The sequence below is a fragment of the Gammaproteobacteria bacterium genome (assembly GCA_035501935.1).
Lineage (GTDB): Bacteria > Pseudomonadota > Gammaproteobacteria > JAJPIJ01 > JAJPIJ01 > JAJPIJ01.
On the sequence record DATJVC010000012.1, the window covers coordinates 1 to 23,379 of the forward strand.

A 23,379-nucleotide genomic window follows, 5' to 3' on the forward strand; every position below is an offset into this window, starting at 1 on the left:
CTGGAACGCCGCCTGCGCAATAGGGAAAGCGACGATGCGGAGACAATCCGGCGCCGCCTCGAGGAGGCGGCCGCGGAGATGTCGCACTACCCGGAATACGACTACGTCATCGTCAACGGGATCTTCGAGCAGGCGCTGCTGGACCTGCAATCCATCGTCCGGGCCCGGCGCCTGCGGCAGGCCCGGCAGCAGGCAACCGGACAGTTACCGCCGATCATGGCGCCCACCGCCGGGGTTTGATAAAATCTGCAAATCCGAACTTACCGACTTTGCCGAGGTTTTTCATGGCCCGCATTACTGTAGAAGACTGTCTGCCTCACGTGCTGAATCGTTTCGACCTCGTCCTGGTCGCCGCCAAGCGTGCCCGTCAAATCGTGCTCGGCTCCAAGCCGCTGGTCGAAGCCCACAACGACAAGTCCACGGTGATCGCCCTGCGCGAAATTGCTGCCGGCGTCGTCAACCGCGAAAAAGTCGACGAAATCGCGGCACGTGAAAGCGGCGCGGCGGCGGTGATTGATCCGTTCGCCGAACCAGCACCAGCGGTGGCCAACCCGGCCACTGCTGAATGACCCGCGCGCACCCAAGTTTCCCGCCTCCGTTTTACACCGCCGGGTTCCGCGTCGAACCCGGGCGCGGATCCTGATTCCGCGTCGCATCGCACATGGTCGCCGTCAGCGTCCGTTCGCCGTTCAACGCGCAGATGCAAGACCTGCTGGCGCGCGCCCGCGTCTATCTCAAACCCAGGCAGCTTGAGTCGCTGATCCGCGCCTACGAATTCGGCGCGCGCGCCCATGACGGCCAGCGGCGCGCCAGCGGCGAGCCCTACATCCACCACCCGATCGCGGTGGCCATCATCCTCGCCGACATGCACATGGATCACGAGACCCTGGTCGCGGCCATGCTGCACGACGTCATCGAGGACACCGGCGTGGACAAGGCGGTGATTAACCGCGAATTCGGCCCCCAGGTCGCCGAGATCGTCGACGGCCTCTCCAAACTCACGCAGGTGGAATTCGAGTCGCACGTCGAGCAGCAGGCGCGCAATTTCCAGAAGATGTTGATGGCGATGTCCAGCGACCTGCGCGTCATCGTCGTCAAGCTGGCCGACCGCCTGCACAACATGCGCACGCTGCGCGCCCTGCCGCCCAAGAAACGGCGGGCCATCGCCCATGAGACGCTGGACATCTACGCGCCGATCGCCCAGCGGCTGGGCATGAACCAGATCCGCCTTGAACTGGAGGACCTGGGCTTCGCCGCCCTGCATCCGATGCGCTACCGCGTGCTGTCCAGCGAAGTGCGGAAGATCCGCGGTCACCGCAAGGAGATCGTGCAGCAGATCAAGGCGGCGCTGAAGCGGCGGCTGCGCCAGGAAAAAATCGCCTGCGAGGTGCTGGGGCGCGAGAAACACCTGTACAGCATTTATCAGAAGATGCGCACGCGGACGCAGACCTTCTCGGAGGTGTACGACGTCTATGCCTTTCGCATCCTCGTCGATACCGTGGACGTCTGTTATCGCGTGCTCGGCACCGTGCACAACCTCTACAAGCCGGTGCCGAACAAGTTCAAGGACTACATCGCCATCCCCAAGGCCAACGGCTACCAATCGCTGCACACCGTGCTGTTCGGGCCGTACGGCGTGCCCATCGAGGTGCAGATCCGCACACACGCCATGAACGAGGTGGCCGAGGCCGGCATCGCGGCGCACTGGCTGTACAAGAGCAGCGCGGGCGAGAAGGTCGCCAACAGCGCGCAACAACGCGCCCGCGAATGGCTGCGCGGCATGATGGAAATCCAGCGCCAGGCCGGAAATTCCGAGGAGTTCCTGGAGCACATCAAGACGGATCTGTTCCCCGACGAGGTGTACGTCTTCACGCCCAAGGGCGACATTCTGGAGCTGCCCAAGGGCGCGACCGCCGTGGACTTTGCCTACGCCGTGCACACCGATCTCGGCAACACCTGCGTCGGGGCGCGCGTCAACCGCGTGCTCATGCCCCTGCGTACGCCGCTGGCCACCGGGCAGACCGTGGAGATCATCACCGCACCAGGCGCCCACCCGAACCCGACCTGGCTCAACTTCGCCGTCACCGGCAAGGCGCGCTCGCACATCCGCCATTACTTCAAAAACCTGCGGGCCGATGAGGCCCGCACGCTGGGCCGCCGCCTGCTCAATCGCGAGCTGGAGGCGTTCCATCTGAACCTGGACACCGTCGACAAAACCCTGCTGAAGAACCTGCTCGAGGAAACCAAGCTCAAATCCATGGACGCCCTGCTGGAGGAGATTGGACTGGCCAAGCGCATGGCGCCCATCGTCGTGCGCACACTAATCCCGCAAGCGCAGGCGGAGACGGCCGGCGCGCCGGCGGCGGGACATGACGCCACCACCCCGCTGGTCATCAAGGGCACGGAAGGCATGGTCGTGAGCTTTCCCAAGTGCTGCCTGCCCATACCCGGAGATGAAATCCTGGGCTATGTCACCGCCGGCCGCGGCATCGTCATCCACCGCCAGACCTGCAAGAACATCGCCGAGTTCCGCAACCAGCCGGAGAAATGGATTGACGTGGACTGGGCGGACGACATCGGCCGCGATTTTCTCTCCGAGATCCGCCTGACCGTCACCAACCAGCGCGGGGCGCTGGCCACCATCGCCGGTGCGATTGCTGATCAGGGCGCCAACATTGAAAATATACAAATGTCGGACCTCGATGATCGATACGTCGGCATGACCTTCCTGATCAGCGTCCGCGACCGCGTGCATCTGGCCCGCGTGCTGCGCGCGGTACGCCGCCTCAAGCACATCACCCGCGTGCAGCGCACGCACGGCTAGCAGAAAATCTTGCTGCATCGAAAACGGCAATGCCCACATTTCATTCTTACATCCCACAAGGAAACATCATGTCCAAAACCGCCATCAGCACCGATCAGGCGCCACAGGCCATCGGCACCTATTCACAGGCCATCAAGTCCGGTCATACGGTTTATCTCTCCGGCCAGATCCCGCTCCTGCCCGGCAAGGCGGAGCTCAACACCGGCGACATGCGCGCGCAGATTACCCAGGTGTTCGAGAATCTGGACGCGGTGGCGAAGGCCGCAGGCGGCACGCTGGCGGACGTGGTCAAACTCAACGTGTACCTCACCGATCTGTCGCATTTCCCGCTGGTGAACGAAGTCATGGCGACGTACTTCAAGCCGCCGTATCCGGCGCGGGCCGCCGTCGGTGTGGCGCAACTGCCGCGCGGCGCGGCGGTGGAAATGGACGCCGTCATGGTCATCGACTGAGAGGTCGATGCAAACCCCGCGTAGAGTCGCCGGACGATCCAATTCGGTGGATTTGGCCGCGCCGGTCACGGACCTGCCGCGTGTCGGTCCCAAGCTGGCGGAAAAACTGCGACTGCTCGGCATCGTCCACGTTCGCGATCTGCTGCTGCACCTGCCGCGGCGCTATCAGGATCGCACCCGCATCACCCCCATCGGCACGCTGCGCGATGGCGCTGACGCCGTCATCCAAGGCACCGTCGATCTGGCGCAGGTGCGCTACGCCCGACGACGCATGCTGCTGGTGCGGGTAAGCGACGGCACCGGCGCGCTGTTGTTGCGCTTTTTTTATTTCAACGCCGCACAGCAGTCCCGCTTTCAGCGCGGCGCCACCGTGCGATGCTTTGGCGAGATCAGGGCCGGCCCCCAGAGTCTGGAAATGATCCATCCCGAGTACCGGTTTCTCGATCCCTACCAGCCCGCGCCCGTGGAGGAGACGCTGACGCCGATCTACCCGGCGACGATGGGCTTGGGCCAGCACAGCCTGCGCAAGCTCATTCTTCAGGTGTTGCAATCATTGCGTAGCGATGCATCCCCGTCGGATTTCATCGAATTGCTGCCGGAGGAGGCGTTGCGGGATGAGCATTGGCCCACGTTGATGGAGGCGATCCAATATCTGCATCAACCGCCGCCCGACTCGGACCTCGCCCGCCTGCAACGCGGCGAGCACCCGGCCCAACAGCGGCTGGCGGTGGAAGAACTCACCGCGCACCAGTTGAGCCTGCGCGCATTGCGGCAGGCCCTGCGCCGGCGTCGCGCGCCTGCAATGCACGGCAATCAGGCATTGCGCAAAACAATGATCGAGAACCTGCCCTACGCGCTGACGGGCGCCCAACAGCGGGTACTGGGGGAAATTCAGCACGATCTGGGAAGTGATCAGCCGATGCTGCGGCTGTTGCAGGGAGACGTCGGCGCCGGCAAGACCGTGGTAGCGGCGCTTGCCGCGCTCAATGCCGTCGAGTGTGGATTCCAGGCTGCGCTGATGGCGCCGACGGAATTGCTGGCGGAGCAACACCAGCGCAACTTCGAGCGCTGGCTCACGCCGCTGGGGGTGACGGTGTTGTTGCTCACCGGCCGCCTGAAGCGCGCCGAGCGGCGCCGTATGCTCGATCGCATCCGTGATGAATCGCCGGCGTTCATCATCGGCACCCACGCCCTGTTTCAGGAGGAGGTGATTTACGCCCGGCTTGGATTCATCATCGTCGATGAGCAGCATCGCTTCGGCGTCGAGCAGCGGCTGGCGCTGGCGCGCAAGGCCGGGAACAACGAGAGCACGGAGAAAACGGCGCATCAACTCATCATGACGGCGACGCCGATCCCGCGTACGCTGGCCATGACCGCCTACGCCGATCTGGACGTATCGGTGCTGGATGAACTGCCGCCACAACGCCTGCCCGTGCACACCGTGGTCATTCCCGAACACCGTCGCGCCGAGATCGTCGCCCGTGTCCACACGGCCATAGGCCAGGGCCGGCAGATTTACTGGGTCTGCCCGCTGATCGATGAATCGGAGATCATCGAATCCGAGGCCGCGACCGAAACCGCGAGCGCGCTTTCACAGGCATTGCCGGAGGCGCGCGTGGGTCTGATCCACGGCCGGCTCAAGGAAAACGATCGTGACGCCGTCATGCGCGCCTTCGCGGAGGGAAACATCGATCTGCTGGTCGCCACGACGGTCATCGAGGTCGGCGTGGACGTGCCCAATGCCAGCCTGATGGTCATTGAGAACGCCGAGCGGCTGGGCCTCTCCCAACTGCATCAACTGCGTGGGCGCGTGGGCCGCGGCGCGGCCAAGAGTGACTGCGTGTTGCTGTATCACCAGCCATTGTCGGCGGACGCGCAGGCGCGCCTGCAATGCATGCGCGAGACGCACGACGGTTTCGTGGTGGCGCAGCGCGACCTGGAGTTGCGCGGCCCGGGCGAACTGCTGGGCACGCGGCAGACGGGACTGAGCCAGATGCATATCGCCGATCTGTTCCGCGATCACGCGCTCGTGCCCAAGGCGCAGCGCATCGCCACGCGGATGCTGGAGGCACATCCCGATCGCGTGCCGCTCTTGATCCAGCGCTGGTTACCCGATGCGCTACACTACGGTTCTGTATAGATTTCCTCTGAATAAGTCCATCCTGGACTTCTCAGAGTTCGGGAAACGAAAATGTGATGTTTGTTTCCCTCCGTTTTTCTGCGGCATATCGCCGCTGAAAAACGCCGGTACCTCCATGTACCGGAAATATTTAAAGGAGAATGCATGTCTGGTTTTCGTCATCGGCGTAGTCCGTTTGTTGGTCTCACCTGGTCATGGCGCGGGCCGTTGTACGAACCCGGCTCACTGACGCGCCGGCTGAGACGCGAGGTCAAAGGCGACTTCACGGTGCAGGTGCAGGAGATGCGCTGGTCAACCCTGCGACTGGGCGAGGCCCGCCTGCTGAAACTCCCGCATGGGCGCCGCGCCTTGATCAGGGAGGTGGTGCTGTGGGGCGGTGGCCAGCCGCTGGTATACGCCCGCTCCATACTGCCCGTGGTGACTCTGGCCGGACGATTCCGCCATCTGCGCCGGCTGGGGGCGCGGCCATTGGGACATCTTTTATTCACCACTCCCGCTGCGCGCCGGCTGTCGATGCGACTGATGCGCGTCCAGCCGCCGGATCCCATGCACGCCGCCGCCCGGCGGCACGCGATGATCAAGGTTGAGCATTATCACGGGCGGCAGTCTCTGTTCCTGCTCGACGGAAAGCCGTTGCTGGTCACCGAAATTTTTCTTGACCTGGTGCATGCCGGATGACATTCCGAGTACAACAACTGCGGGTCTGGGTGCGAGAATTGCAGGCGCGGTTGCCGCAACAATGGCCGCATTACGTCTCGCTGACGCGGCTCAACCGTCCCATCGGTATTTTTTTACTGTTGTGGCCGACATGGTGGGCGCTCTTGATCGCGGGACAGGGCCACCCCGATCCATGGCTGTGGATGGCATTCACCCTCGGCGTCATTGTCATGCGCTCGGCCGGCTGCGTCATCAACGACTACGCCGATCGGCACATCGACAGCCACGTCCGCCGCACCCGCGAGCGGCCGCTGGTGACGGGCGCGGTGACGCCGCGCGAAGCGATGACATTATTCTATGGACTGGTGATCGTGGCTGTGTTGCTCGTGCTGACGCTCAACCGTCTCACGCAGTGGCTGGCAATCGCGGCGCTTGGGCTTGCGATCACCTATCCGCTCGCCAAGCGCCGTACTTATCTGGCGCAATTCCATCTGGGCCTGGCCTTCGGCTGGTCGATTCCGATGGCTTTCGCCGCGCAAACCAACACGCTGCCGCCGCTGGCATGGCTGCTGCTCACCGCCAATATCCTCTGGTCAGTGATCTATGACACGATGTACGCGATGGCCGATCGCGAAGACGATTTGAAAATCGGCGTCCGTTCCACTGCCATACTTTTTGCGGAAAATGACCGGGTGATTATCGGTGTCATCCAAGCCATGTTGCTCCTCACCTTTATCTTCATTGGCCAGCGCGCTGAATTGGGCATGTATTACTATTTCGGACTTGGCGGCGCCACACTGCTGGGTATCTATCATCAATACCTGATCCGCGATCGCGAGCCGGACGACTGCCTGCGCGCCTTCCGCCACAACAACTGGCTGGGTTTGTGCGTGTTTCTGGGATTACTGCTGGCTTATCGCTGGGGTTGACGAGTTGGCATTCCGTTCTGCCACTGGTTTGGTTCTGGCCATGGTGTTGCTGGCGTCGCCGCGCGCGGCGGCGCCAGCTCAGGTCAATGAGGCGATACGCGCCATTGTCGCGAGCGGCGAGATCGCCACGCTACGCTGGAAGAATTTTTCCGATCGACGCAATGAATTGAAGCAATTCTATGACCCCGCGATGTATGCGCCCGCTTGGTTCAACGAGGGCCTCCCGGACAAGAAGGCTTACCAGGCGATGGATTTGCTTGCGGACGCCGAGACCGAGGGACTGGACCCGGCTGACTATGATGTGCCCTGGCTTCAATCCCGCCTTGCCGCCGCCGCCAAAACGCCGATGCCTGAAGCAGAACGAGCTGAAATTGATACGGCCCTGACGCTCGCATTGTTCCGCTATTTGACTGATCTGCATTCTGGAAAGATCAATCCACGCGACCTCGGCTGGGCGCTGGAGGTGACGCCAAAGCACAATTACAACGTTGCCCGGGTTTTGCGGGAGGCGATAGCCCGAGATGCGCTCGCCGCCATGGTCGCTGGCGTCGAACCCCGTTTGCCGCTGTATCGGCGGCTCAAGGCGACGCTGGTGGCCTATCGCCGGCTGGCACAGGATACTTCGCTGCAATCAGTGCCTGCGATCAAGACCAAGCTTGTGCCGGGACAGCCGTATGAAGGCGCGGCGGCACTGGCGCGACTGCTCACCGCGATCGGCGATCTGCCGGCCAATGTTCCCGCACCGGCCGATCGTTACGACGGCGCGTTGCCCGGGGCGGTAAAACGCTTCCAGGAAAGCCATGGCCTGCTTGCCGACGGCGTGCTCGGCAAGGCGACATTCGCCGAGATCAATGTACCGCTGGCACACCGTGTCCGGCAGATTGAACTCGCGATGGAGCGGCTGCGCTGGCTGCCGGATCTGCAGACAGGTCCGGTCATTGCCGTCAATGTGCCGTCATTCAAGTTGTGGGCGTTCAGCGATCCGCAGCGACCGGGGGAAGCCAACCTTGAAACCAATATCGTCGTGGGCCGCGCGGTATATACGCGCACGCCAATATTCATGCAGGACATGCGTTATGTCGAGTTCAGCCCCTACTGGAACGTTCCGCCGTCCATTCTGCGCAAGGAAATAATCCCAAAATTGAAACGTGATCCGGACTATCTGGCACGCGAGGATTTTGAATTTGTCGGCCGGGATGGGCAGACAAGCACCGAGGTGTCAGATGGCACCCTTGCGGGAGCGCTTGCCGGCGAACTGCGTCTGCGACAGCGGCCGGGGCCAAAGAACGCGCTCGGCGGCATCAAGTTCGTACTGCCGAATTCCATGAATATCTATCTGCACAGCACGCCTGCCCACAATCTGTTCGAGCGTCCGCGGCGCGACTTCAGCCACGGCTGCATCCGTGTCGCCGATGCGATTGGGCTGGCGCAGTTCGTCCTTTCGGATCAAACGGAATGGACCCGGACGAAAATCGAGGAAACGATGGCTGGCGGCCAGCATCAGACGGTGCAGCTCTCGCGGCCGATTCCGGTCATTATTTTCTACAGTACGGTGGTCATCGAACGCAATGGACAGGTGTTGTTTGCCCCCGACATCTACAACGACGATCCCAAACTGGAACAAGCACTGGCCACTGCCACACGCGCGCGGCGATAGCCGCAGTCAGGCCGGCAATCCGTCACCAGCGACGAACGCGCCCGGTGTCCAGATGGACGAAATCGGATTGGGAATAATAGCCCACGCCGCCCGCCGACATGGAGAGCGCCGCGTCCCGAAGCATCGTCAACGCGACGCCTGGAAGGCGGACATCAATGGCGCGACCGCTCATGTGCAGGCTCGCCTTGGCGACACCGTGGCCGTTTTCACGCAGCATTGCGTTGGTCGCCGGGCAGCGGTAGCCGCAAATCACTTCATATGTGCGGTTAGCGCCAAGTATCGCCGTCAGGTCCGTGAGCTGGTCAAGCAGCGCCAGGTCAATGGCATGAATCTCGCCGGTGCGAAAATCCCGCAACAGATGATTGATTGCCGTCAGTGCTTCCGGCACATAACTGCCATTTTCGGCATAGACGATCGAAAGTTTTTCGCCGGTATGCGTGTGCAGAAACGCCAGGCGGCGCGGCATCTCGCGCGCACGGGCCAGACTGGGCGTGAACAGGCCGGGCGCACACAGCGCTCCCGCCAGCCCCGCCAAAAAGCGGCGGCGGTCCGGGCGGTGAAAAGCGGTGGACGCTGGAAATGCTTTATCCGAAGAATCGTTCATTTTTCAATTTTACCAATACCATTACGAAGTGAATACCGATTAATTTGCCTGTATCAATTCGTCCGTGAGCTTCAGCATGGGTGATTGGAGGCGTTCGAGATGATGAAGTTCAATGCCGCCGATCTCCCAGTCCGACCACAGGACCTGCGTCACGAAGGCCTCCGGATTCTGCGGCAACGGCTGCTTGGCGCGCAATTTCAGAAACACCAGGAATGAATAATAAAAAAGGACGTTGTCGACATGCACTTCGAAATCCGCGAATCGCGCCTCCGGGAAGTGGATGGCTTCATCCGGGCTGATCAGGCGGTAGCCGGCCCGCCGGAGGCGTTCCTCGATCTGGCGCCGCACCTCCGCCTCGTCGAATCCGGCATTGCGCCAATCTTTCTCCACGCCGAGAAATTGCACGGCGAGCATCTGTGGAGGTGGACGAGTAGCGCGTTCCTCTCCAACGCACACCGTGGTTACAATCAGCGCGATCGCACTGAAAAATTCAAGCCAAGTTCGTCGTTTCATCATGTCGCCTCCGCTTACTCAACCCTGCCGAGCCGGCCGCTGCTGCTGCCCACATACCACAGGCTGCCCCGTTGATCGATAACCATCTTGCGGATGCCGGTGCCCTTGGGTACATGGATCGTGCGCGTCGCGTCGGTCCCCGGATCGAGAATATCGATGGTGTCGGCGTTGAATTCATTGGCGAACACCCTGCCGTTGGCATCGATGGTGACGGCATAGGGACCGCCGTCCGGACCGCCGGGCAACGGGTATTCACGAATTACCTTCATCGCCTTCGGATCGACGTGAATGATGCGGCCGTTGCCCCACAGCGTCACCCATAGCGTGCCGTCGGGGGCGGTGGCCATGCGTCGTGGATTGGTGCCCCTGCCCGTCGCCAAATCGCTGATGACGCCGATTCTGGGATCAAGCTTGCCCAACATGTCGCCGCTGATGCGGCAGAACCAGACGTTGCCCTCGTGATCGATCGAGATGCCATAGGGCGTGCCGGAGGTTTCATATTCGCTGATGGCGCCGGTCTTGCGATCGAGACGGCCAATGCGGTCGGCGCCCTGTTCGGTGAACCAGAGCACACCGTTGTCATCAAGTACGGCGGTATGCGGATCACCGCCGGAGGGTACGTGGTGGACCACCGTCTTGCCGCCATCGGGATGAAACTCGACGATGGTGCCATTGCCCTTGCCGGTGAGCCACGCCACGCCGTTGGGATCGATCAGCACGCTGTGTGGGTGCGTGCCCTCGGGCAAATCCCATTCTTTGAACACCTGTGTCTTCGGGTCGAAATGGCCGAGCTTGTCGCCGCCCATGGCGACGAAGTAGATGCTGCCGTCGGGCGCCGGTGTTGGATCGCGCGCGAACTGCGGGGTCGGCACCGGCCATTCCGACACTTTCCCCTCGATGACGCGTGCACCGGGCGTGATCCCGTAGTTGGAACCACCCGCATGCGCGGCAAATGACAGGGTACACACCCAGCAGAAGAGGCCGGCAAGAACGATGTCTCGCGAGCTGTAAAACAGGCGCGATTTTGCCTTCGTCCGACCTTGCTGACTGTACCCTGGCATATATTTTTGGTGCCCCGACCCGGAATCGAACCAGGAACGGCTGATTACAAATCAGCAGTTATGCCATTTAACTATCGGGGCAAATGGGTTGACCATGCCCGCGCGCATTCTATTGCGCCGCCCCCGTCCCGGCAATTTTGGCGCAATCCAGCGCCTTGGTCTGCGCCGCGCCTGGCAGGGCCTCCTGCAAGGCGGACGGTGAAACCTGCGCGGCATTCACCGCCACGTCCAGCCAGTAGCGCGGCGGCGCTTCATGGCGCGCTTCAACGTGCGCCTCGTATCCCAGCGCCTTCATTTCCTTGATGCGCTCGGTCACCGAGGTTTTTTCCTTGAACAAGCCGAGTGAGATTGTGTTTTTATTCTCGCCCTGCTTGACCACGAACATGTCTTCAACGTCCCTGGCCTTGAGCGCCGCCACTTCCCTTTCAGCCGCCGCGCTGGTGGGATACGGTCCCAGATAGACCCACTGACGGTCCGGTTCGGGAACTTCATCGCGTTCATGCACGCTCTGCAAACGTGACTCCAATGATTGCCTGACTTGGGCCCGCTGCGCCTCATCCACAAACGGCCCCAAGGTGTAACAAGCAGGCGCAGCGGGGGGTGCTTCTGGCGGTGTCGCAACAGGCGCCGGCGCTGCAGACTCCGGCGGCGGCGTCGACGACGCTGTTGCAGCGGGGACGTTGATCTCCGCCGTAGTTGCGTCAGTTTCGCCGGTTTTTTCGGTGGCAAGCGGCGGCGCAGCCGGAAGTTCTGCCGCAGGCGCGATTGCCGTCGCCGCCTGGCCTTCCGCCGGACTCAACATCTTGCCAGGCAGTTCGCGTTTGGGCAGCGGTGAAGATAATTCCGACAACAAACGCAAGGTGGGTACTCCGGCAGGGATTGCGGGCAGGGATTCCCCCGGACTTTCCTGCGATGGATAAAGATTCTGATTGAACAGCCAGCCGAACAGCGCGATGTTGGCCAGCAGCAACAACAAACAGAACGTTCTGGAGTTCATCTCATATCTGGCCGCCGGCGATCCAGAGCAGACCCCTCAAAATCAAATATGGATCATGCGTCACCGGCATGGTCAGATGCGGCAATAGCAGATGCGCCTCGCCCCCCGTCAGCCAGCAACGCAATGCGCCGCCCAGCCGGTCCTGGCAGCGCCGCCATACGGTCTCGATGCCGCCCAGCACCGCATAGCGCGTGCCCGCCGCGATGGCTTCATCCGTCCTGTGCGTCCAGATTTCGCCTGTCTCCACCGCCGTCACCGTCAGCGCATGGGTGTTTTGCGCCAGCGCGCGCCGCATCAATCCCAGCCCCGGCAGGATCGTGCCGCCGGCCCAACTGCCGTCGGCGTTCAACACGCTCATGGTCAGCGCCGTGCCGCAGTCGATCACGCACAGCGGATCCCGGGTTTGACGCCGCGCTGCCGCCAATGCGACAAAACGATCGACGCCGAGCTCCGGATAAATGTTTTTGATGCCGTGGGCGTTCGCCTGTATGCGCACAAACTGCAGGGCCGCGCCCTTATGCCGCGTCGCGGCCCAGTTGTGCAGCGACTCTTCCACCGCCGGGCCGGCGACGTTAGAAACAAAAATTTTTCCCGGCGTCGGTACCGACCCGCTCACCTGTTCCAAAACCTCGATTAGCGTCGGTGGTGTCCACGAACGGGCGTTGTCCGGCGAGGGTTCGCTGCCGCTCCACGCCCATTTCACTCGGCTGTTGCCGATGTCCAGCGCCAGAATCATGCCGGCATCTGCACACTGACCTCGCCGGAATAAAAACGGCGTGGTCGGCCGAGGACATCCACCACCAATGCCCCGTCTTCCGCCACCTCCAGCGCCCGGCCGTGGATCGTTCCCTCCACTCCCCGCAGGGCGATGTTACGCCCCAGCAGCATGTCCGCCTGCCGCCATGCCTCGTGATACGCCGCGAAGCCCGTGCTGGAATAATCCTCGAGCATCGCCAGCCACGTCGACAGGATACGGGCGGCCAGTGCGTTGCGCGAGGGCAATGCGCCATTGAGCGCCGCGTGCAGATCGGTGCAGGGCTGTTTGATGCGCGCCGCCGCGTCGTCCGGCAGCGCAACGTTCACGCCCGCGCCGAGCACCACCGTGCAGGCGCCCGCCATCTCGCCGCGCATTTCGATCAAGATGCCGGCCAGCTTGCGTTTTTCATGCATGAGATCGTTGGGCCATTTCAGTTGCAGGCCACTCACACCGATCTGCGCCAACGCCTGCCGCAATGTCACGCCGGCCGCCAGGCTGAGCCCCGCCAGCGCATGGGCGGGCCGCCCGAAACGCCAGCCCAGCGACAGACACAGACCGGCACCCAGCGGCGCAATCCAGTCGCGACCCTGTCGCCCGCGCCCCGCCGTCTGGTATTCCGCCAGCGCCGCATGGCCATGCACGCGGCCGCGCGCGGCCTGCTCCAGCAGGCGTTGATTGGTGGAATCGGTGATGAAATGCACATCCAGCCGCCGCAACAGCGGGCGCAATCCGGGTTCGATCGCGCGGCGGATGCGGCGGGGATCAAGCAACTCCACTGCCGAGTGCAGGCGGTAACCGCGGCCGGGCACCGCCTTGATGGCGCCGGTCAGTGCCGAGAGCGCCCGCACCTGCTGCCACACCGCCGTGCGCGTGATTTGCAGGCGCTGCGCCAGCCGCTCGCCGGAATGCCATTGTCCGTCGGCCAGCAACTGTACCAGGAGGGGGCGACGATCTACGCGCGACACATCATCGCCCCGGGAGCGCAAAAAAACCGTGGATCACTTCATCGAGGGCGGCGCGGTGGCAGGGTGGCGTCGTCGGCGGTAAACATGGTCGTCGAATCTGATTCACGCTCTTCCTTTTTGGCGGGTTTGGGCGTGGCGGGTTTGGGTGCGACGGGGGGCACCTGTGAAGGCATCAGGGTGCGATCCATATCATCCTCCGCCGGCGCGCCACCGGACTTGGATGCGGTGCTGGGCACCTGGGAAGGCATCAGGGTGCGATCCATGTCATCCTCCGCGGCCGCTGGAGCGGCGGGGCTTGCCTCCTGTTTCAACGCCGTGTCGTCCATGAAATCATCCAGCGACAATTCCTCTTCGCCGGGCGCGGGCGTTGCCGCACTGGGCGCTTCTTCAATCATCGCAGTATTGAGAAAGGTGGCAAGGGACGCCTCTTCCGCCGGCACGGCGGCCGCTGGCGGGGTGCGCATCACGGTATCCGCTTCATGGATATCCTGCTTCGGCGCGGTGGCCTCCCCCCCGCCCTTGCGCGCACGCATCACGGTATCCGCTTCATGAACATCCTCCGCGGGCGCGGCCGGCGTCCCGAACGCAGCACCGGTGACATCGAAGGTTTCATCCTCGCCGGCCGCGCCTGCTTCAGGCGCGGGAGGCGGGGCAACAGGCGGCGGTGCGGTGAAGGCGGTGGTGGCGCCGGTTAGTCCGGCCCGATCCGGCGGCGCCGCCGAAAACACCGTTTTGCCGGCATCGGCCACCTCCGGCATCACGAATTCAAAATCGTATTTGTGCAGACGGATGCGATCGCCGTGCTTCAGCCGCTGTTCTCCTGTCACGCGCTGGTCGTTGACGTAGGTGCCGTTCATGCTGCCCTGATCCACCACCCAATAGGAGAAATCCTTGTACTCGATGAGGGCGTGACGGCGACCGATGGTGGTCTGATTGACGACGATGTAATTGAGGTGGTCGGTGTCAGAGCCTGCCACGCGCCCCAGCATAACCGGCTTCAGCCCCAGGGCATGCTGTTCGGCGTTGGTGTTGCCTTGCAAATCACGCAGGAAGGCCTGCGGCGCATATTCCACCGGCGTGGCCGCCTGACCGCCGCGCCTGCGCATCTTGATGACCAGGAAGATCACCACCAGAGAGAGCACACCAATCGCCGCGGCGATTGCCAGCAACAGTCCCTGCGTACCCTGACTGACCTCCGTCTCCTCCGCGGGCTTGACGATGATCGCCTGGCCCTCCGGCATTTTCTCCAATTGCTCCTTAGGGATGCCGGTGGCCTTCTCCATTTCCTTCAAACCCTGCTGCTCGGCGGCCGGTGCGGTGGGTGCGGGTGCGGGCGCAGGGACCTCGGCAGCGGGCGCGGGCGGCGGAGGCGCAGGCGGTGCGGCTTCCACCGGTTTGGGCTGATCGAGCTTGGCGATCTCCCCCGCGATGCGACCGAAGGCGTCCTTCAAATCCTCAGCTTTCAGAGAACGGTAATATTCGCCGCTGGTCTTGGTGGCGAGCGACTGTATCAATTGATAATCGGCCTGCTCGGTGAACGCCACGGCGTATATCTTGATGCCCAGACGGGCCGCCTCCTGCGCCAGTTCCTCGCGCAGCCAGCGTGACTTCTCGGCATCCTGCGACGGATGGCCGGTTTCCACAATGCCATCGGTAAAGAAGATGATGATTTTCTGCGCACCTTCGCGGCCGTTGACTTTGAGATCGTAGATGGTCTGTTCGACGGCATCCGGGCTGTTGGTCCACTGGCCCCTGTAGTTGATGGCCTTGAGTGCCTCCTGAAGCTTGGTTTTGGCGTCCGCCTCCAGCGGCGTGAGCGGCATGGCCTTGTTGACCTTGGTATCGAAAATGACCAGGGCCACGCGTGTATCGCCCTGCATGCCATTGACCAGATCAGCGACCGCCTGGGTGGCGAGATGCGTGGGATCGTTCTTGCGCATGCTGCCGGAATTGTCGAAGACAATGACGATATCCTTGGCCGTTCCCTTCGGTGCTTCCGGGGCTGCTGCTGTCGTTTTCTCTTCTTGAGCCGAGGTGGCCGGCTCCTTGTCAACCGGAGCCGCCGCTGGCGTTTCGGCGGGAGTTGTCGCGTCTTGTGCGCTTGCCCCGGCGGGAGCCTGCTCTCCCTGCGCCGCAGCCGGCGCCTTGTCGCCCTGCGTCTCCCCCTCGGCGAGGGATGGGGAGGCTGCGACCAGGCCCAGCAATAACATGGCAACCTTCAGATATCGCCGCATAAATGGCTCATCCTGATTCGTCTAATTTTGTATTATCGTCGATTGCCACCGCCCCCGCCAATGCCGGCTGCATCACGGCGCCTCGCCGCGGGCGACCGGCCGCGCCGGATCCGCGCACCACTCGCTCCACGAACCGGCGTACAAGCGCGGCTCCTGAAAGCCGGCGTGTACTGTCGCCAGTATGTTGTGGCAGGCGGTCACTCCCGATCCACAATAAAACGTCACCTCGGCGGCGGGAACGGCGCCAAATACTCCGCTCAGTGCGGGGCGCAGGGCAGCCGGCGTCAGGAACCTGCCGTCCGCCGTCAGGTTGCGCTTGCAGAAATAATTAACCGCTCCGGGTATATGACCGGCCACCGGATCGATGGGTTCCGATTCACCCCGATAACGCGCGGGGTCGCGCGAGTCCACCAGCCGCCGCTGTTCCAAGACTTGTTTTGTCTCAACCACGCGCTCGAAATGCGGCCGACCTTCGAATTTCGTCGGCGGGTTGCGTTGTTCGCCGCTGGCCGTGTCGCCACCGCTTGCGATCCAAGCCGGCCAGCCGCCGTCCAGCACCGCCACAGCCTCGTGTCCCATATAACGCAGCTGCCACCACAGTCGTGCCGCAACCATGCCGCCACTGGCATCGTAGGCCACGACCTGCCGGCCCACCGTGACGCCGAATTTTCCAAAAATTTTCTCGAGCCGCTTGGGCGACGGCAGGGGATGCCGTCCGCTGCCGGGGTATTGGGGGCCGCTCAAATCTTCATCGAGATGCGCATACACCGCGCCTTTGATGTGCGCTTCGAGGTAGGCGCGACGACCGGCTTCCAGATCGGCCAGATCAAAACGACAGTCGATCACGATCACGCCATCGTTTTCCAGCAGTGGCCGCAACTCCTGCGTTTGAATTAAAGTGCGATAAGGACTCATGCTCCGCTCCCTGCATTCATGGTAACGCAACGCGCCATCACCTTCATGCACAGCGACCTCGTGAAATCGCTCAACACGGCCCTGCTGACGCTCGGCCTGAGCGGCTGCGCCAACCTCGGCTATTACGCCCAGTCGCTGCACGGCCAGTGGGAGGTATCGGTGCATAGCCGGCCCATTGCGCAAATTCTGCAAGATGCATGCACGGACGAGGCAACCAAAGAGAAGCTCAGGCAGGTGCTGGTGCTCCGTAAGTTCGCCGTCACCGCACTGGCGCTGCCGGACAACGACAGTTACCGCGCTTATGCCGATCTGGACCGGCCCTACGTGGTCTGGAACGTTTTCGCCACGCCGGAATTGTCACTACAACCCGTGCGTTCGTGTTTTCTTGTGGTCGGTTGTCTGAGCTATCGCGGCTATTTCCAGGAAGCGGATGCTCGCGCCTACGCCGATGAGTTGCGCCGCGCTGGCGACGATGTCCATGTCGGCGGCGTGGTGGCCTACTCGACCCTGGGCTGGTTTGATGACCCCGTGCTCAACACCATGCTCAAGTGGGACGATGCCCACATGGCGAAATTTCTGTTTCACGAGCTCGCCCACCAGAAGCTCTATGTCAGGGATGACAGCGCCTTCAACGAGGCCTTCGCCACCGCCGTGGCGGAGGAAGGCTGGCGGCGCTGGCAGGACGCCCATCACATGGCAGCCAACGGCAATGCTGAACTGGCTTACGAAACCGGGGTGATCCATCTGGTACTGGCAACCAAGGGCGAACTGGAAACGCTGTATGACTCGGCGCTGACGGTGGAGGAAAAACGCCGCGCCAAAAAAGAAATTTTCAACGCGTTGCGCGCCGATTACGACGTCCTGCGCCAGCGCTGGGAGGGCCGCTACGATGCCTATGATCACTGGATGCACGGTGATCTCAACAATGCCAAAATCATGGCGGTGGCGACCTATCACGATCTGATCCCGGCCTTCACGACGCTGCTGGCGGTGGCCCGCGGTGATCTGCCCCGCTTTTATGCCCTGGCAGCGACTGTCGGACGGCTGCCACCCAAGGAACGCTCGGCCTGTCTGGAGGCGCTGCGTCAATCTGGAACAGGTATAAGCCATTGTAAAATGGCCAATTAGTTCAGATGGCGGGTTCGAGGGCTGTGATCAGGCGCACGCTTTGACAGCGAATGTAGAACGGATTTCACATTTTGTGTAGGTTTCAAGACAAAGTTCGAAATGCTCGTTTATAATGAATTTTAAAAGCCAGTACTTACCTCATGTTAAACAAACTGTTTTCCAAGCCGATCTCACTGCTCATCGGTGGGCAGAACGTCAATTTCTCCAACGTGGCCGAGTTCGAGTTCAGTCTCGCAGGGCGCACGGAGGTGCCGTCACGCCGGATTTCCGATCTGATGCAGATGTCACCGGAGGAACTCAAGAAGGAAGCGCGCAATATTAAAAATATCGAGCGGCAGTTCGTCGATATTTTATCGAAGGCGATGGAATCGCCGGGCAGCATCAGCCAGATGCTCGGCACCATCGACGTCAAGGTATTCTCCCAGGATCACAACTGGCGCGACATCATGACTTCGCTGCGCACCAAGAATGGCGACTACAATGAAATGCGCCGCATCGCCCTGGTGAAATACATGCAATATCTGAACGCCCGCCAGGAACTCATCAAACACACCTATTCCATGAAGCGGCAGGTCGCCGGCAAACCAGCGTCACTGGATGAGGAGGACAAGGCGGAGAATCTCAAACCCCCGGCTATGCGTGAAACAGTGATCCTCGATTCGGTGGTGCTGGAGCAGCCGCCGAGACAGGAGCAGTCGTTCGTGCGCATGCCCAAGGGCGAGCCTGTTCTTGTACCGATCAGACATGGCGAAGTCATAAATCTGCTGCTTTCGAAGCATCCCTTCAAACTGCGCGCCAATAACAACCTGGTACTCGTCGATGCCGTCGGCAGCGAACATCAGTTGCAAAGCGGCAAGAACATCATCGGCCGGGATAATGTGTGCAACGTCGTGACGCCGCCGGCGCTGCGCGACATTTCACGTATGCACCTCATCATCGAACAATTGAGTGGCGACAGCCTGCGACTGACGGATTTGTCGGCCCATGGCACCTTCCTGCCCCCGCGCTATCTGGACATTGCCACCGACTGACGCAGCCGTTCAATTAGTTCTATCTTTACATCCTTTCGATCTATCGCCCAGCGGCGTAACTCGCTTACAATGCGCGATCCATGCGGATGGTGATTCTATAATTATTCGCGCTGGATTAATGGATATTCCGCATTACTTAGAGGATGCACATGGGTATTACACGCAATGACGTCGCCAGCCTGGCGAACGAATATCGCGGCAAATCGCCGCAGGACATCATCAAACTGGCGTTGTCAAATTTTGGCAACATCGCCATTTCCTTCAGCGGTGCCGAGGACATCGTGCTGGTGGACATGGCCAGCAAAATCAAGAAAGACTTCCGAGTGTTCTCCCTGGACACCGGGCGCCTGCATGCTGAAACCTACAAACTGCTGGAGCAGGTCCGCGAGAAATACGGCGCGGCGCTGGAAGTCATGTTCCCCGACGCCACCGCCGTTGAAAAACTCGTGCGCGAAAAGGGCCTGTATAGCTTCTACAGGGACGGTCATAAGGAGTGTTGCGGCGTCCGCAAAGTGGCGCCGCTCAGACGCAAGCTTTCCACGCTTGACGCCTGGATCACCGGCCAGCGCAAGGATCAGAGCCCCGGTACCCGGCTGGCAATTGAAGTAATCGAGGATGATCGCGCCTTCGGCACCGCCGATCGGCCGCTGATCAAATTCAACCCGCTGGCCAACTGGTCCTCCGCGCAAGTCTGGCGTTACATCCGTGACAACGGCGTACCCTACAACGCGCTGCATGAGAAGGGTTTCATCAGCATTGGCTGCGAACCCTGCACACGGCCCGTGTTGCCCAACCAGCATGAGCGTGAAGGCCGCTGGTGGTGGGAGGAGGAGACCATGAAGGAATGCGGGCTGCATGCCGGCAATCTCTCCTCCGCCAAAGGCTGACCACTATCGCCCTCTTTTGCTGGCAAAAATACGGATGGTGGACATAAGCGTCATGCACATCACGTTCGTCAAGAAGATTAAGGCCGACGGCACCCCCTGCCGCAAATGCGCGGAAGTCGAACAGCGGCTGATCGAATCCGGCCAGATGACGCGGATCAATGAAATCGTCATCGCTGACGAACGTGACGCCGGCAGCCCGGGCATGCTGTTGGCGGCAAAACATAACGTCACCCAGGCACCCTTTTTCATCGTCAGATCGGAAGATGGAGCCGAGCGCGTATACACGGTTTATTTCAAGTTCGCGAAGGAAATTCTGAACAAGACGTTCTCCGAGCACGATGAGAACCGGGAACTGCTCGACCAAAACCCCGATTTGGCTTCCTACGTCTAGATCCTCGCCGCCCAACAGGGGAAGAGTTGTCCCTCCTCAATGGCGGGGTAATTTTACCTTCTCGAACAGGCGGTCCTGCTCGATACGGGTTTTTAGGCGTGCGGCTTCGTCCACGCGCGCGCGCGTCAGGTGCGGCGCGAACAATTCAATGAAGTCGTACATGTAATCGCGCAGAACAGCGCCGCGTTTGAAGCCGATCCGTGTCACGCTCGGCTCGAACAGGTGCCCGGCGTCCAGCGCGGTCAAATCCTGATCGACTTTTTTGTTGTAGGCCATGTTGGCGATGATGCCCACACCCAGACCCAACCGCACGTAGGTTTTAATCACGTCTGCATCGGTGGCGGTGAAGACCACCTGCGGTTTCAGTCCCTTGGCGGCAAAGGCCTGATCGAGTTGCGAGCGTCCGGTGAAGCCGAATACGTAAGTCACAATCGGATACGCGGCGATGGCCTTCAGTGTCAGGGGTTTCACCTTCTCCAACGCGTGCCCTTTCGGCACGACGATGCAGCGATTCCAGCGGTAGCACGGCAGCATCACCAGATCATCAAACAATTCCAGGGCTTCGGTGGCAATGGCGAAATCCACGGCGCGGCTGGCTGCCAGTTCGGAAATCTGCATGGGCGTGCCCTGGTGCATGTGCAAGCTGACGTTGGGATATTTTTTGCGGAATGCCTGGATGACGGGCGGCAGCGCGTAGCGCGCCTGGGTATGCGTGGTGGCGATCGACAGGCTGCCGCGGTCGTGGCCGGTGTGCTCATCGGCAAGCCGCTGGATGTTTTCAACTTCGCTCAAGATGCGCTCGGCGGCCTTGATGATGTCACGTCCGGCGGGCGTGATTTCAGTCAGGTGTTTGCCGCTGCGCGTGAAGATGTGGAGGCCGAGTTCGCCTTCCAACTGGCGAATTTGCTTGCTGACACCAGGCTGGGAGGTGTAAAGGCTCTCCGCGGCGGCCGAGACATTGAGATCGCGACGGGCGACTTCGCAGAGATAGCGCAGTTGTTGCAATTTCATAGATGTTTATATGGTAATAAACATATAATTTATTATTCTTTTAAATTATACATCAGCATCACTATAGTGAGCAGTCTCCATAGAGAAGCACAACCATGGACTTAGGATACAGCGCGGCCGGCTTTGTAGTCGGGTTTATCGTCGGCATGACGGGTGTCGGCGGCGGATCGCTGATGACACCCATCCTGGTGCTGTTGTTCGGCATCAAACCGGCACTGGCCGTCGGCACCGATCTGCTATATGCCTCCATCACCAAGGCCAGCGGCATCATTGTGCACAACAAAAATGGCACCATATTATGGCCCGTCGTTGGCCTGCTGGCGCTGGGCAGCGTACCGACCTCGATTGCCACCGTGTTCGCGCTGAAACAGCTGAGTGAGCACGGCATCGATCCAAGCGGCCTCATCACCAGCGCGCTGGGTGTGGCCCTGATCCTGACCTCGTTTGCCATCCTCAGCCGCAACACCATCATCCGCCTGACCGCCGGTCCATGGTTTGAACCGATGCGGGCGCTGCACGAGCGCCATCAAACCGCCATGACGGTAGGCTGCGGGTTCATCCTCGGGGTGCTGGTGACGTTGTCGTCCGTGGGCGCAGGCGCGCTGGGCGTGGTGTTGCTGTTTTTTCTCTACCCGCGCCTGCCGGCGAAGCAAATCATCGGCACCGACCTCGCGCATGCCGTGCCGCTCACCGCCGTTGCTGGCCTGGGACACGCGCATCTCGGCACCGTGGACTACATACTGCTGGCGAATCTATTGATCGGGTCGCTGCCAGGCATATACCTGGGCAGCAATCTGGGCGTAAAGCTTCCGGACTACGTCACCCGCCCGGCACTCGCAACCATGCTGCTTTTCATTGGCGTAAAGTTTGCCGCACCGATCTTCTGATTGCGCCCGCCCGGCCAGAACGGCCGTTCCCGGCCGGTGTTGGGCTTTTGCTCCCCAGGCTTCCTAACAGTGCAGACGGCGGTAGGTTTCTATCATTCCCGCCATTTGGTCTTTCAGAAACAGCTTTTGCTTCTTCAGGGTTTCCAAATGCAGGTCGTCCATGTTGCCGTTACCGGAGGTGACCTGGGTGACTTGACGTTTGAGTTCCGCGTGTTTGTTGTAGAGCCTTCTGAAATTGAGATCTTTGACTAACAGGGTATCCACGATTTTCCGATCGAATTCAAACATCGACTGCCCCCTTTCCGTTAAGAAGTCAGGTTGATCAGTTTACCCGGGCATGGATGCCGCGAGCGGTAGGAATGCGGCAATACCCGGCAATGAAGAATCCCTTTTTTTAACCCTAGACCACAATAAAGATTTGCTCAAGCCAAAAATTGAATTTAATTGAAAAGTCTGAAAATACATTGGCATAATGGGGAAAAGCTGCATGATATTTTTAATCCGCCATTAACGTCCTGCCCGCCCAAGATTTTTCGCCGGCAAAAAGAAAAAACTCCGGCAGCTCTCGCTGCCGGAGTTTTATTGTTAAGCGCCTGGCGGTGTCCTACTTTCGCATGGGTTAAACCACACTATCATCGGCGCTGAGCGTCTTCACTTCCGAGTTCGGGATGGGATCGGGTGGTTCCCGCTCGCTATCTCCACCAGGCAAACCGGTTGGGTGCGCGGCCATGCTCCGCCGCAGCACTGTAAAAAAATGGGAAGTTGCGTAAAGGGGTATATTGTTTCGCGCAACCATCATCGCCCCAAACTGCTTGGGGTTATATGGTCAAGTCTCACGGTCAATTAGTACTGGTTAGCTCCGTCCGTTGCCGGACTTCCACACCCAGCCTATCAACGCCGTCGTCTTCGGCGGACCTTCAGGGGGCTTAAAGCCCCGGGGAGACCTCATCTCGAGGGGGGGTTCACGCTTAGATGCTTTCAGCGTTTATCCCGTCCGTACATAGCTACCCGGCTGTGCCACTGGCGTGACAACCGGAACACCAGAGGTACGTCCACTTCGGTCCTCTCGTACTAGAAGCAGCTCCTCTCAAGTCTCCAGCGCCCACGGTAGATAGGGACCGAACTGTCTCACGACGTTCTGAACCCAGCTCGCGTACCACTTTAATTGGCGAACAGCCAAACCCTTGGGACCGGCTTCAGCCCCAGGATGTGATGAGCCGACATCGAGGTGCCAAACACCGCCGTCGATATGAACTCTTGGGCGGTATCAGCCTGTTATCCCCGGAGTACCTTTTATCCGTTGAGCGATGGCCCTTCCATACAGAACCACCGGATCACT

At 61.0% G+C, this 23,379-nt stretch carries 23 protein-coding genes, 1 tRNA gene and 2 rRNA genes; 13 read left to right on the top strand and 13 right to left on the bottom strand.

Features of this window, described 5'->3' with window-relative positions; translation table 11 throughout:
• The 8 genes from VMH34_02740 to VMH34_02775 all read left to right on the top strand — a co-directional run.
• The coding region (locus tag VMH34_02740) for a hypothetical protein (protein ID HTT07691.1) at positions 1-240 on the top strand (240 nt) is incomplete at its 5' end.
• A 44-nt stretch (positions 241-284) separates the two neighbouring features.
• Positions 285-569: a DNA-directed RNA polymerase subunit omega gene (rpoZ, locus tag VMH34_02745; GenBank protein HTT07692.1), complete on the top strand. Its 285-nt coding sequence runs from the start codon at positions 285-287 to the stop codon at positions 567-569.
• 131 nt (positions 570-700) lie between these two features.
• Positions 701-2,824, top strand: a complete 2,124-nt coding sequence (locus tag VMH34_02750) for a bifunctional (p)ppGpp synthetase/guanosine-3',5'-bis(diphosphate) 3'-pyrophosphohydrolase (GenBank protein ID HTT07693.1) — start codon at positions 701-703, stop codon at positions 2,822-2,824.
• A 68-nt stretch (positions 2,825-2,892) separates the two neighbouring features.
• The gene (locus VMH34_02755) at positions 2,893-3,276 is read left to right on the top strand and encodes a RidA family protein (GenBank protein ID HTT07694.1); all 384 of its coding nucleotides are present in this window, start codon (positions 2,893-2,895) and stop codon (positions 3,274-3,276) included.
• Positions 3,277-3,283: 7 nt separating this feature from the next.
• Entirely contained in the window at positions 3,284-5,416 is a 2,133-nt protein-coding gene (gene recG / locus VMH34_02760; protein HTT07695.1) for an ATP-dependent DNA helicase RecG, read from the top strand.
• 144 nt (positions 5,417-5,560) lie between these two features.
• A complete protein-coding gene (locus tag VMH34_02765) occupies positions 5,561-6,094 on the top strand; it encodes a chorismate lyase (GenBank protein ID HTT07696.1) in 534 nt (177 codons plus the stop codon).
• Positions 6,091-7,002 (top strand): 4-hydroxybenzoate octaprenyltransferase, encoded by a 912-nt coding sequence (gene ubiA / locus VMH34_02770; protein ID HTT07697.1) that lies wholly within the window; start codon positions 6,091-6,093, stop codon positions 7,000-7,002. The genes VMH34_02765 and ubiA overlap by 4 nt, the downstream gene beginning before the upstream one ends.
• 4 nt (positions 7,003-7,006) lie before the next feature.
• Positions 7,007-8,659, top strand: coding sequence for a L,D-transpeptidase family protein (locus tag VMH34_02775; protein ID HTT07698.1), 1,653 nt, complete (start codon positions 7,007-7,009; stop codon positions 8,657-8,659).
• 22 nt (positions 8,660-8,681) lie between these two features.
• On the opposite strand, the gene VMH34_02780 is transcribed toward VMH34_02775, so the two are convergent.
• From VMH34_02780 to VMH34_02820, 9 genes are all read right to left on the bottom strand, one after another.
• Positions 8,682-9,263: a DUF882 domain-containing protein gene (locus tag VMH34_02780; GenBank protein HTT07699.1), complete on the bottom strand. Its 582-nt coding sequence runs from the start codon at positions 9,261-9,263 to the stop codon at positions 8,682-8,684.
• 39 nt (positions 9,264-9,302) lie between these two features.
• On the bottom strand, positions 9,303-9,779 hold the full coding sequence (locus tag VMH34_02785; GenBank protein HTT07700.1) for a hypothetical protein: 477 nt from the start codon (positions 9,777-9,779) through the stop codon (positions 9,303-9,305).
• Positions 9,780-9,790: 11 nt separating this feature from the next.
• The gene (locus VMH34_02790; GenBank protein ID HTT07701.1) at positions 9,791-10,744 is read right to left on the bottom strand and encodes a hypothetical protein; all 954 of its coding nucleotides are present in this window, start codon (positions 10,742-10,744) and stop codon (positions 9,791-9,793) included.
• A 100-nt stretch (positions 10,745-10,844) separates the two neighbouring features.
• Positions 10,845-10,918: transfer RNA gene (locus VMH34_02795), tRNA-Thr, on the bottom strand.
• Positions 10,919-10,946: 28 nt separating this feature from the next.
• Positions 10,947-11,834 (bottom strand): hypothetical protein, encoded by an 888-nt coding sequence (locus VMH34_02800; GenBank protein ID HTT07702.1) that lies wholly within the window; start codon positions 11,832-11,834, stop codon positions 10,947-10,949.
• Between the two features lies 1 nt (position 11,835).
• On the bottom strand, positions 11,836-12,570 hold the full coding sequence (locus tag VMH34_02805; protein ID HTT07703.1) for a type III pantothenate kinase: 735 nt from the start codon (positions 12,568-12,570) through the stop codon (positions 11,836-11,838).
• Positions 12,567-13,556 carry a biotin--[acetyl-CoA-carboxylase] ligase gene (locus tag VMH34_02810; GenBank protein HTT07704.1) on the bottom strand — a complete coding sequence of 330 codons (990 nt, stop codon included), beginning with the start codon at positions 13,554-13,556 and terminating at the stop codon, positions 12,567-12,569. The genes VMH34_02805 and VMH34_02810 overlap by 4 nt, the downstream gene beginning before the upstream one ends.
• 38 nt (positions 13,557-13,594) lie before the next feature.
• The gene (locus tag VMH34_02815) at positions 13,595-15,790 is read right to left on the bottom strand and encodes a VWA domain-containing protein (protein ID HTT07705.1); all 2,196 of its coding nucleotides are present in this window, start codon (positions 15,788-15,790) and stop codon (positions 13,595-13,597) included.
• A 72-nt stretch (positions 15,791-15,862) separates the two neighbouring features.
• Positions 15,863-16,705: a sulfurtransferase gene (locus tag VMH34_02820; GenBank protein ID HTT07706.1), complete on the bottom strand. Its 843-nt coding sequence runs from the start codon at positions 16,703-16,705 to the stop codon at positions 15,863-15,865.
• 18 nt (positions 16,706-16,723) lie between these two features.
• Between VMH34_02820 and VMH34_02825 the strand changes: the two genes are divergently transcribed.
• From VMH34_02825 to VMH34_02840, 4 genes are all read left to right on the top strand, one after another.
• Positions 16,724-17,833, top strand: coding sequence for an aminopeptidase (locus VMH34_02825; GenBank protein ID HTT07707.1), 1,110 nt, complete (start codon positions 16,724-16,726; stop codon positions 17,831-17,833).
• A 140-nt stretch (positions 17,834-17,973) separates the two neighbouring features.
• Complete coding sequence (locus VMH34_02830; protein HTT07708.1) at positions 17,974-18,864, top strand: FHA domain-containing protein; 891 nt, start codon at positions 17,974-17,976, stop codon at positions 18,862-18,864.
• A 149-nt stretch (positions 18,865-19,013) separates the two neighbouring features.
• Positions 19,014-19,751 (top strand): phosphoadenylyl-sulfate reductase, encoded by a 738-nt coding sequence (locus VMH34_02835; protein HTT07709.1) that lies wholly within the window; start codon positions 19,014-19,016, stop codon positions 19,749-19,751.
• The gene (locus tag VMH34_02840; GenBank protein HTT07710.1) at positions 19,720-20,142 is read left to right on the top strand and encodes a hypothetical protein; all 423 of its coding nucleotides are present in this window, start codon (positions 19,720-19,722) and stop codon (positions 20,140-20,142) included. The genes VMH34_02835 and VMH34_02840 overlap by 32 nt, the downstream gene beginning before the upstream one ends.
• A 36-nt stretch (positions 20,143-20,178) precedes the next feature.
• Here VMH34_02840 and cysB read toward each other — a convergent pair whose 3' ends face one another.
• On the bottom strand, positions 20,179-21,153 hold the full coding sequence (cysB, locus tag VMH34_02845; protein ID HTT07711.1) for an HTH-type transcriptional regulator CysB: 975 nt from the start codon (positions 21,151-21,153) through the stop codon (positions 20,179-20,181).
• Between the two features lie 95 nt (positions 21,154-21,248).
• On the opposite strand from cysB, the gene VMH34_02850 reads away from it, so the two are divergent.
• On the top strand, positions 21,249-22,040 hold the full coding sequence (locus tag VMH34_02850) for a sulfite exporter TauE/SafE family protein (protein ID HTT07712.1): 792 nt from the start codon (positions 21,249-21,251) through the stop codon (positions 22,038-22,040).
• 63 nt (positions 22,041-22,103) lie between these two features.
• Here the strand turns inward: VMH34_02850 and VMH34_02855 are convergent, their stop codons facing one another.
• From VMH34_02855 to VMH34_02865, 3 genes are all read right to left on the bottom strand, one after another.
• Complete coding sequence (locus VMH34_02855; GenBank protein HTT07713.1) at positions 22,104-22,304, bottom strand: YdcH family protein; 201 nt, start codon at positions 22,302-22,304, stop codon at positions 22,104-22,106.
• Positions 22,305-22,631: 327 nt separating this feature from the next.
• Positions 22,632-22,746: ribosomal RNA gene (gene rrf / locus VMH34_02860) — 5S ribosomal RNA — on the bottom strand.
• A gap of 116 nt (positions 22,747-22,862) precedes the next feature.
• Positions 22,863-23,379: ribosomal RNA gene (locus VMH34_02865) — 23S ribosomal RNA — on the bottom strand; the annotation flags it as partial.